Origin of the sequence: Litorilituus lipolyticus, from assembly GCF_006439335.1 — a bacterium.
Lineage (GTDB): Bacteria > Pseudomonadota > Gammaproteobacteria > Enterobacterales > Alteromonadaceae > Colwellia > Colwellia lipolytica.
Map to the genome: position 1 here is coordinate 19,452 of NZ_SAWY01000015.1, position 8,928 is coordinate 28,379.

Here is an 8,928-nt window from a genome sequence, read left to right on the forward strand (position 1 = left end):
TCTTCTATTTGAAAAAGGGGGGGGAATTAGCTTTAGTTAATAGTGAACTTTCTCTGATAAAGTTCACGCTTATTAAGATCAAAAATCTCTAATTGGTAGTTACCAGCTTCATCTTTATTGGTAATGTTTCTAGTACTAAACCACGATCCTTTAGTATTTCCCCAAAGAATACGGTTGCTTAGTGTTTCACTAGAACCTGTCTTATCAATTTTACTCCATTTTACAATTAACGCTGTATTATCTTTATATGAAGCCATGCCAGGTAAATCAGTACTAAAATAAAGACCATAACTTGCATCTATTCCTTTTTGATAGGATGCACTGTTTCCATCATTAACTAGCTCATTCATACCTGACTCTCCAAACTTATTACTTTCTTGAAAGTGAAATATGCCACTTTCTTCAACTTCAATAGTTACATTCAAGTTAGTAAGTTCATAATCAGTAATAATCATTTCTTGTAATCTCTGAAGTTCTTTTTGGGTGTATGAGCCATCAGTAAATATTTTGGCATATTCCACTTTTTTAAACTTATTAATATTTTTCCATTCCTTTCGGGATTTATCTGTAAACTTAAAGCTATCGATACATTTTGTTAAGTCTTGATATTTTTTATTGGCAATGCAGTAAAATCTACCTAAACGCATTTGGTTTTCATCTGATTTATCTAGTTCCACAGCCTTAGTTAAGTGCATAAATGCTTGATCAAAATCTTGAGTTACTTCTTCACCTTCCATATATAAACGGCCGAGACGTTGATGTGCGCCAGCATAATCTTGCGTGGCGCTTTCTTTATAGTACTTAAGCGCTTTGGCGAAGCTTTTTTCAACTATATTACCCTGATGATAATAAGCACCAAGATTAAACAATGAACGACTATGTTTGTATTTCGCTGCTGACGTGTAATATTCATGGGCTTTTTTGATGTTTTTCTCGACTCTATACTCAAAGTTGTAAGAATCTGCTAAAAGTGCGTAATCTTCAGCTACTGCAGAACTTTCTTTTTCTGATAAATTGTCTGGCATTGGCCTCGGTAGGGCTAGAGTTTTATACAAAAAATCAACTACAGAAAGGGCTTCATGTCTTGCTCCCCACAAAGTGGAGTGACCATGTCCTGTTCTCTGGTAATCGATACGCTCTATATTTTTGTTATGCTTTTGCAATACATAGTTAAACCGATTGGTGTGCTCAATAGTAGCAATATTATCGTCAGTGCCAGCGATTAATAGAATTGGTGATTGTAATTTGTCAGTCATATATACAGGTGAAGAACTAATATGAGATTCATTCAATTCACCGACTACTGAGGCAATATTCTTTCTAAATTCATCGCTAGCTCGATAATTACTTTCATTGAAGAGCAAAGGAAGATCATAAATACCATAAGCTGCCACCACACATTGGTACTTGCTTGGATACTTCATGGCAAGCATTACAGATGAGTAACCACCGTAACTGCTGCCCATTGAACACATATGATTAAATTTGTATTGTGTTGTTACATGATCAACTGCAGAGGTAATATCTTGCTCAATTAGTTTACCAAATTGACCAACACCTTGTTCTAGAAAAGCTTTACCAAAACCAGCAGAGCCTCGAAAGTTTACTCTGAGTATAGAGAAACCTTGATTCACTAAGTATTGGATTTTTGCACTGAAATAATCAATTTCTTGAACACCGATAGGACCCCCATGAGGCATAACTAGTAGAGTTTTATGGTCTAAAGAACCCGTATTTGGTTTAGTTAAAAATGCCTCAAGTGAAGTACCATCAGCTCCTTTTATGTTTATATGTTCTGTTTTAGCGAAAGCATAGTCTTCAAGTTTAGGATATGAATACTCAATGCTTTGCAGTTTATCTTTAGTATTATCGTAGAGTAGGAATCTACCTGGATGATCAGAGCTTACGGTGTAAATTAAATTAACTGAACCATCTAGGCTTGAATCAATAATAAATGCGGTTTTGCCTTGAAAGGTTTTCGATAAACGAGCAGAAAAATTTTTATTTTGAGGGTCAAAATATTGCTTTGTATATAGTCCATGCTTGTAATAGTGAACAGATTGCAAAGTACCATTGTCATCTAACTCAGCATTAGCCAGGTCATATTTTTGATGTTGAAATAAAATTTTGCCGAGCTTTTGTGTTTTTATATTAAATTCATGAAGTACTACCTTATCAGTATCTTTATTTGAAAGAACGGCTAAAAGATCCTCACTAATGAATCCAACAGGAGTAAATTGATAATCTTTGTCTTTAAAAGTAAGTAAAGTTTGCCATTTTTTGCTTTTTAAAGGTCGCCACTTTAGGATGATATCATTAGTTTCAGGCTCTACTTCTGTAGTTACAATGCGCTTGAAGCGAACATCAAAAAAGTAATCACCTATATTTCTTTCTGAAATATCAAGAATAGCGGCATTTTTAAGATTGTTATTTTTTAAATCATTTAAAGCGACTTTATAAAGAACATGCCTATTTTTATTATTCTTTTTGGTAAATAACACTTTCTCTGGCTCATCGGGAAGCCAATTTACGATGTAACCATTCTTAATAAGATTAAATTTATTTTCTTTACTCGTTTGTTTAAATGTAAAGTCATAAATATATTCAAACCTTTTATTATTTTGCGATATTTGAATATAGATTTGAGAGTCATTAAGCCATACATAATTTGTTAGTTTTTGTTGTTTATGAAAACTAGCAGCAACATAAGTTTCAAAGGTTTTGCTGTCTACGATAACAATTTTTACCCCCTTATCACCTTTTTCTGTTATCGATAAATACTTGCCGCTTGGCGCTAGTTGAGCCATGCTAAATTCAGGCTGTGAAAACAATATTTCACTGGGAATGAGTTTAGCTTCAGCAGTAAAAGTAAAAAGATAGACAAGGAGAGTTAAGGTCATTTTTTTCATTTTACTGCTCCCGTTTCTTTTGTAAGGAAAGTGAGGAAATTATCATCTCCTGGCCCTCCATAATTAAGTGTCCTTTCTGCGAGGATATTAGGAAAATTCTCCTCCATGAATTCAACGGCAAAAGATGATTTATTGATAAGTTCTATTTGTGAATAAACTTGCCAATAACCTGTTGTTTTGACATGTAGATGGCCGACATAATTTATTTTTTCTGGTTGTACATCTACTGTCCAATATTCTTCATCTTCAATTTCTAGCTGCCAATATTTATCGAGTTTTACTTTCTCGATAGTATACGTTCCAGCAGTTAAATCAGTTAAAATGAAGTTAGAGCCTAAACGTAAATCTGCATGTGAGAGCGAGATATAATCGGGACCAGAAATACGTATTTCTTTTAGGTTTCTATTGGTTTCAATACCTATTAGTAGATAGCCTTTTTCCTTTGATAACTTTTTATCTTGATCTACTTTTATTGAATTGACTTGTGTTGCGCAACCATTAATTAAGAATATGGTTAGCAATGAAATAAAGCGATGCATAATTTCCCTATTACTTGCAGTTTTTTAAAGGGTATATTATCAGGTTAGTTTTTGTTTTTAAATGGAAAATAGCTTTTAATAAGTGTGTCGTAGGGAATGGTTCTTAATAGACAAAATTAATAAAAAAGCGATAAGCAGGAGGGAAAAGCCTACTTATCGCTAAGCACTACACTAAAGAGGCGAGCATTTCTTCAGAGTATTCTACTAGAGGTTCGTTTTTTCTAACTTTTGCAACGTAATCAGGGTTTGCAATAAATGGACGTCCAATAGCTATTAAGTCAAATTGATTATTGTCAATGGCGTCACTTGCGGATTCTGCGGTGTAACTGCCAACTCCAACTAGAGTATTTTTATAATGGCCTCTCACGTAACTTGATGCTGTGCCGTTTAAGTATTCAAATTCTTGAGAATCGTCAAAAATGCCTATATGTAAATAAGCTAGGTTCCTTTTTTCAAGTTCAGGAAGTAGGTAATCAAATACTTGTCTATCTCTATCATCACCTGCTAGATTTACATAAGCTCCAGGGCTAACACGTAAAGCAGTTTTCTCATTACCTATCGCATTAATTATTGCATCGACCACTGCTAACGGAAAACGCACCATATTTTCTGGTGTTCCACCAAATTCATCATCACGTCTATTGGTATCATGATGTAAGAATTGATCAATTAAATAGCCATTTGCACCATGAATTTCAACACCGTCAAATCCAGCTTTTATGGCATTTTGAGCTGCATTAGCATAATCAACAATAAGTTGTGCAATTTCTTCCTGATTAACTGCTTTAGGTACTTCATAAGTTAACTCTCGCATTCGGGCAACGGTACCGCTTTTAGCAATAGCAGAAGGGGCTACAGTTGTTACACCCGAAAAGTGAGAGTGCGCGATTCGACCTGTATGCCATAGTTGTGCAAATATTTTTCCGCCATTTAGGTGAACCGCTGTAGTGATTTTCTTCCAACCTTCGATTTGTTCTTGATTGAATATCCCCGGTGTATTTGGGTAGCCTTGTCCATCAGGACGGATTATTGCAGCTTCTGAAATAATTAAGCCAGCATCAGCTCGACGACCATAATATTGAGCCATTAAATCAGTAGGCACTAAGTTTTCATCAGCCATACAGCGAGTTAGTGGCGCCATTAAAATACGGTTTTGAAGCGTAATAGTGTCATTTAATGAGAATGATTCAAATAAATTGTCGGTCACAGGAAGTCCTTAGTTCTTGAATGAGCGTTCAAGATACTCTTATTTGAATGTGCATTCAAGTATTATTTTGAATAATCATTCAAGATTGATTATCATAGGAGAATTAATTAGTCACTAAGCAGGTATTAGCAATGAGAAATGCTGAGTTTGATCGTGAACAAGTCTTGAGATCCGCGATGGCAGCGTTTCTGCATAAAGGTTATGCAAAAACCAGCATGCAAGTGTTAACCAAAGCAACTGGCTTGCACCCCGGCTCTATTTATTGCGCTTTTGAAAACAAGCGGGGTTTGTTAATTGCGTCATTAGAGCAATATAAACAAGACAGAAACCATGAATTTCAACAGTTTTTTACAGAAGATCGTGCTGTACTTAGATCACTCAAAGCCTATATTGATAATATTGTTGCTCAGTGCAATAGTTGCGATACTGCTAAAGCATGTTTACTAACGAAGTCATTGAATGAGTTAGCTGAACAAGATGAGGAGATAAAATCATTTATTAGTGAAGTGCTTGAGCAATGGCAACAAGCGCTCGCAGAAAAGTTCGAGCAAGCAAAATTGTCAGGTGAATTAACTACGCTAAAAGACAGCCAACATTTAGCTCGATACTTGGTTATGGGAATTTACGGTTTAAGAACATTTGCTCATACGCACCCGCAATCAGAAGTAATTAAACAATTGGCAGATCAGCTGTATCAGGATTTATGCCGAGAGTAACGAATCTTTTACTGTTAGGCTTTATATCTCACATTAAAATAAGCCTTTTTATTGGCAGTAAGCTCATTGTACCGTATTCTTTAGGCTAATGATTGTACCAAGTTAATCATGGAGCAGGATTTTTGTCCTAAAGTTATATGACGAGTACTGAATTAGTAAAACCTAAAGAAAAATCCCTACCAGCAGAAGTCAAAAAGGAGTGCGAGAATTGCGGAGCGAGTTTATCGGGGCAATTCTGTGCTGAATGTGGTCAAGAAATTACCTCAAACATTCGTTATTTTGGTACGGTAATTTTACATTTATTAGACGATATTTTTAGCTTTGACTCTAGAGCAAGTCGCACGTTACTGCCATTAGTATTAAAGCCTGGCTTTCTTACGCAAAAGTATTTTGCTGGTAAGCGTGTTCATTATGTTCCCCCGCTGAGATTGTACTTGTTCATCAGCATTATTTTTTTTCTATCCTTAAAATTATTTACAGACATTCCTGCACCTAAGTTACCTATATCCGCTTCAACTGAAATCCAACAAAGCATTAATGACACAATTAATGAATTAAATTTAGAACCTACCAGCTCGAAAAATGAAGAAGTTAAACAACGGCTAAATGAGTACGTTACAGATATTCAGCAGAAAAGTTCGCCGTTATTACAAAGTAATAGCGTTAAATTGGCGCAGCTAGAGTTAAAAAAGCTGACAAAGCCTGATGAGTTTTCAAGTGATGATGAAATTGATTATAAATCGTATCAGCAAAGTATTGCGGATTATAAAAAAGACCTGAAAGCGGGCAAAAAAAGTAGCTCTTACATACGAGTATCAAACCAAGAAGATGGCACGTTACGTTTTGATTTTTTATCTGCTGAAATGAATAAAAAATTGAATGAACAAGTGGATATATTAAAAGAAAAAGCGGAGACGGCAATAACGTCCGATCCTTCAAAGCTTATTGAAGAAGCTATCGGAAAAATGCCGCAGCTCATGTTCATTTTGTTACCTATATTTGCTTTGCTGTTAAAAATATTTTATCTATTTTCGAAGCGGCTATACATGGAGCATTTAACTGTAGCTCTGCATAGCCATAGTTTTATATTCTTTATTATTTTACTAATAGAAATGCTTAATGAATTAGAAGGCGTTGTTATTGAAAGCTTTCCCACTGCTGCTGATATGTTAAATACCCTCATGGTGGGATTACTCATTTGGATACCAGTGTATTTATTTTTAATGCAAAAGCGCGTTTATAAACAAGGCATGCTTATGACAGTGATTAAGTTTAACATAATCGCAATATCCTATTTAATGATGATAATTTTTACAGGCCTCGCGGCGCTAGTGTGGGGCTTAACGAGTATTTAAATTGATAACTGTAATTAGCAAAACATGATAGCAATAGAAGATGCATGGCTAACGTCGAGTCAATAAGACCATAAAGAGAAGTGTGAAAAAATTCCCTTTTGAGTGAATAGCGGTCCATTGAATTGTGACAACCATTTTTAACTGGTTGCCACATAAGTCTATTTAGAAAGTTCCGCTGCTGTATCTACGAAAATTCCTTGGATGTCATTAGCTTCTCTTTCTGTTTGACCACCATGTTTAAGGAATGCTGCAATTATGGTTTGCGTTTTTTCTTCTTTGGCACGTTCTAGAAAATATCTTAACTCTAATTCTGTTCCTACATCTTCATCTTTGATAGACGCAGCAATAATCTCTTTGTACATAACGATATCACGTACTTCCCAACCAACAATGATTGACAGCAGTTGCGTTAAGAAAGCATCAAGCTCTATTTTTGGAATAAATTGAGTAATAATATTTAATGACTCAGCTTGCTGTGCAGTGAAATCAGCCCCAGTAAGCAAAGCTTGTAATGCCTTACCTTTACCAAGACGACGAGCAAACTGTACTGCACCTTGACCTCCTGTTGGAATGTTAATATACAGCTCAGGTTGAGCAAACGCTGAGTTTTCGGTGCCATACGCTAAATCACAAGCCATAACAAATTCGTTGCCTCCACCACGCGCCACACCATTAACAATTGCGATAGAAAGTTGTTTCATTGCTTTAATATTTGCGATCATGTGGTTGAATTCAATTGATGCAGCTTGTCCGCCCTGAGTTCCATTAATTACATGAAGGTCTAAGTGAGCAATAAAAAATGCTTCGTGGAATGACTTGAAAACAACCGCCTTTGTATCTCGATCATCCTTTAGAGATAAAATGAAATCGTTTAATTCATTTATTAGATCTATCGTTAATATGTTTACCGGAGGGTTTTTGATAAGTACTGTAGCAACGCCTGACTCTTTAGTAATAGATAGTTTTTTCATAGTATTTTCCTCTTTGACTAAAAAACACAGTGACTGGTATTGAGCCACCTCAATTGTGTAGAGAAAATGTAAGCTATTATTAGTCTTTCAAAAACAGACAAAAATGAACTACAATGTTTCCAAATAGGAACCAATGGGGTGTGTATGGATCTTGCGAGCCGACTTATTTTATTGCTTGAAGTATCCGAGCTAGGTAGTTTTTCAAAAGTATCTGAACAAAGAAATGTTAATAGGTCCGCTATTTCAAAGCAGATAGCTAAACTTGAAGATGAGCTTGGTGTACATTTATTAAATCGTACAACACGATCATTATCATTAACTGTTGCTGGCTCTGAAATGGTGGGCCAAGCGAAGCGGTTAAGAGATTTGCTCAATAACTCAAAACGCTTGGCTGAAAACTTTCATACAGAGCCGAGAGGCCAACTAAAAATTTCCAGTTCAACACTTTTTGGTCGTCAGTATGTTCAACAAGCCATATTAAGATTTCAGTCAATGTACCCAGACATTTGTATTGAACTACTTTTAGAAGACAGAATGGTGGATCTTATTGGCGAAGGTTTTGACATAGGGTTTCGTATAGGAAAGCCAAAAGAATCTAACTTAATTTCTAGGCAAATAGCTAGAAATAGACTGTTAATCGTAGCTGCACCTGAATTCATTTCAAAGTATGGGCAGCCTACAACTATCCCCAAACTTGAAAGCTTGCCCGCGGTTGTTTATTCAGCTCAAGGTTTAGTGATAGATAAAATTAAGTATTTTGATAATTTAGGAAATGAAGCATTTATTCAGCTAAACCCAGCTTATAAAGTGAATGAAGTTGAAATGCTGATTAACACAGCACTAGCAGGAGAAATGATTACTGTCACGACAGCACAAATGATAGAAAATGAAGTTTTAGAGGGAAAGCTTATACCTATTATGACGCATATAAATTTAGCAGATTACGGAACATTTTATGCGGTGTATCCACATAGAAATGCTCCACTAAAAACTAAACTGTTTATTGAAACACTAAAAGAGATAATAGGAGAGGAAACACCTATTTGGGAAACTAAAATTCCTAGTTTTGAAAATATGTATGGAAACAAGGCATAACACATATTTGCTACATGTTCGCTGTTGGCACAAAACGAAAATCACCTTGTGTTGTCCTGATATAGGTTGACACTTTTTTCTAAAACGCCTGATGAATTTCATCAGGCGTTTTGTATTTTAAGGCCATATGAGGCCT

General features: G+C 35.5%; 7 protein-coding genes. 3 read left to right on the forward strand and 4 right to left on the reverse strand.

What is annotated here, in order from left to right:
- Nucleotides 1-32: 32 nt before the first annotated feature.
- The 3 genes from EPA86_RS07215 to EPA86_RS07225 all read right to left on the reverse strand — a co-directional run bounded on the left by EPA86_RS07215 (nucleotide 33) and on the right by EPA86_RS07225 (nucleotide 4,655).
- Entirely contained in the window at nucleotides 33-2,909 is a 2,877-nt protein-coding gene (locus EPA86_RS07215) for a prolyl oligopeptidase family serine peptidase (RefSeq protein WP_140602761.1), read from the reverse strand.
- Nucleotides 2,906-3,448 carry a hypothetical protein gene (locus EPA86_RS07220; RefSeq protein ID WP_140602762.1) on the reverse strand — a complete coding sequence of 181 codons (543 nt, stop codon included), beginning with the start codon at nucleotides 3,446-3,448 and terminating at the stop codon, nucleotides 2,906-2,908. The genes EPA86_RS07215 and EPA86_RS07220 overlap by 4 nt, the downstream gene beginning before the upstream one ends.
- A 166-nt stretch (nucleotides 3,449-3,614) precedes the next feature.
- On the reverse strand, nucleotides 3,615-4,655 hold the full coding sequence (locus tag EPA86_RS07225) for an alkene reductase (RefSeq protein WP_140602763.1): 1,041 nt from the start codon (nucleotides 4,653-4,655) through the stop codon (nucleotides 3,615-3,617).
- 131 nt (nucleotides 4,656-4,786) lie between these two features.
- Between EPA86_RS07225 and EPA86_RS07230 the strand changes: the two genes are divergently transcribed.
- Nucleotides 4,787-5,371 (forward strand): TetR/AcrR family transcriptional regulator, encoded by a 585-nt coding sequence (locus EPA86_RS07230; protein WP_140602764.1) that lies wholly within the window; start codon nucleotides 4,787-4,789, stop codon nucleotides 5,369-5,371.
- 137 nt (nucleotides 5,372-5,508) lie between these two features.
- On the forward strand, nucleotides 5,509-6,726 hold the full coding sequence (locus tag EPA86_RS07235) for a DUF3667 domain-containing protein (RefSeq protein WP_140602765.1): 1,218 nt from the start codon (nucleotides 5,509-5,511) through the stop codon (nucleotides 6,724-6,726).
- Between the two features lie 158 nt (nucleotides 6,727-6,884).
- On the opposite strand, the gene EPA86_RS07240 is transcribed toward EPA86_RS07235, so the two are convergent.
- Complete coding sequence (locus tag EPA86_RS07240) at nucleotides 6,885-7,697, reverse strand: enoyl-CoA hydratase/isomerase family protein (RefSeq protein WP_140602766.1); 813 nt, start codon at nucleotides 7,695-7,697, stop codon at nucleotides 6,885-6,887.
- A 144-nt stretch (nucleotides 7,698-7,841) separates the two neighbouring features.
- Between EPA86_RS07240 and EPA86_RS07245 the strand changes: the two genes are divergently transcribed.
- Nucleotides 7,842-8,792, forward strand: coding sequence for a LysR family transcriptional regulator (locus EPA86_RS07245; protein WP_140602767.1), 951 nt, complete (start codon nucleotides 7,842-7,844; stop codon nucleotides 8,790-8,792).
- The last annotated feature ends 136 nt before the right edge of the window (nucleotides 8,793-8,928 follow it).